The 866-nt window shown below is 69.5% G+C and carries 2 protein-coding genes; both read left to right on the top strand.

Features of this window, described 5'->3' with window-relative positions; all coding sequences use genetic code 11:
* The coding region (gene fliN / locus Y705_RS17900) for a flagellar motor switch protein FliN (protein ID WP_081737843.1) at window positions 1-305 on the top strand (305 nt) is incomplete at its 5' end.
* Window positions 306-851 carry a FliO/MopB family protein gene (locus Y705_RS17895; RefSeq protein ID WP_049822368.1) on the top strand — a complete coding sequence of 182 codons (546 nt, stop codon included), beginning with the start codon at window positions 306-308 and terminating at the stop codon, window positions 849-851.
* The last annotated feature ends 15 nt before the right edge of the window (window positions 852-866 follow it).

Here is an 866-nt window from a genome sequence, read left to right as displayed (position 1 = left end):
GGTTGCGGGGCTCGTCGAGTGCGCCGTCCCGCCGCGCCGCCCACACGAACGGTGCAGGAAACCTCGGCCGCATCAGCAACGTGGAGATGGCCATGACGGTGGAGATCGGACGCGCCCGGATGTCCGTCCGCGATGTCCTGGACCTCGAGCCCGGTGCCGTGATCGAACTCGACCGCTCCGCCGGCGCCCCCGCTGACGTGCTGCTCAACGGGCGCCTCGTGGCGCACGGCGAAGTGGTCGTCGTCGACCAGGATTACGCGGTCCGGATCACCCAGATCTTCGATGTCGCCGAGGGCTCGCACTAGATGGACGCTGTTGTCCTTGCCCTGAGGGTTCTGCTCTCGCTCGGCGTGGTGCTCGCGCTTCTCTGGGTGCTCCACCGCAAGGTCTCGAAGCTCAACGGCGGGCAGGCGGGTGCCGGGCTCGTGTCGGTGGTGGCCCGCCAGGGGATCAGCGCGAAGGCGTCCTTCGTGGTGGTCGACGCCGAGGGAACCCGTTTCTATCTCGGCGTCACGGAGCAGTCGGTCAACGTCCTGCACTCTGTCACTACACCGGGCGTCAGCACTTCAGGCACCGCAGCGCCCGACGCCGGCCGGCCCGCCCCTGCAGGCGCTGAGACGTTCGCTGCGTCGCTGCGGCTTGCCGCGGTCGATACGCAGGAATCCGCGGCGACGCCGGATGCGCCGTCGCGTGTCGTGAAGACTGCCGCCCGCGACGACGCTGTATCGGGTTCCGGCCGCAGGGCTGCCCGCACTGCCGCTGCCGACCTGCCTGCGCTGCATGGCTCCATCCTGTCGCCGTCCACCTGGAAGCAGACTGCCAGCGTTCTCCGGCAGGGACGGACCGGGTGAACACTGCAGTACCCG

Source organism: Arthrobacter sp. H41, assembly GCF_000520535.1.
Classification (GTDB): Bacteria; Actinomycetota; Actinomycetes; order Actinomycetales; family Micrococcaceae; genus Arthrobacter_D.
The sequence above is the reverse complement of the archived record's forward strand: the minus strand, read 5'-3'. Positions and strand labels throughout refer to the sequence as shown.

Coding starts and splice junctions, on each gene's coding strand:
- Y705_RS17895 (WP_049822368.1), top strand. CDS start 306: ATGGACGCTGTTGTCCTTGCCCTGAGGGTTCTGCTCTCGCTCGGCGTG.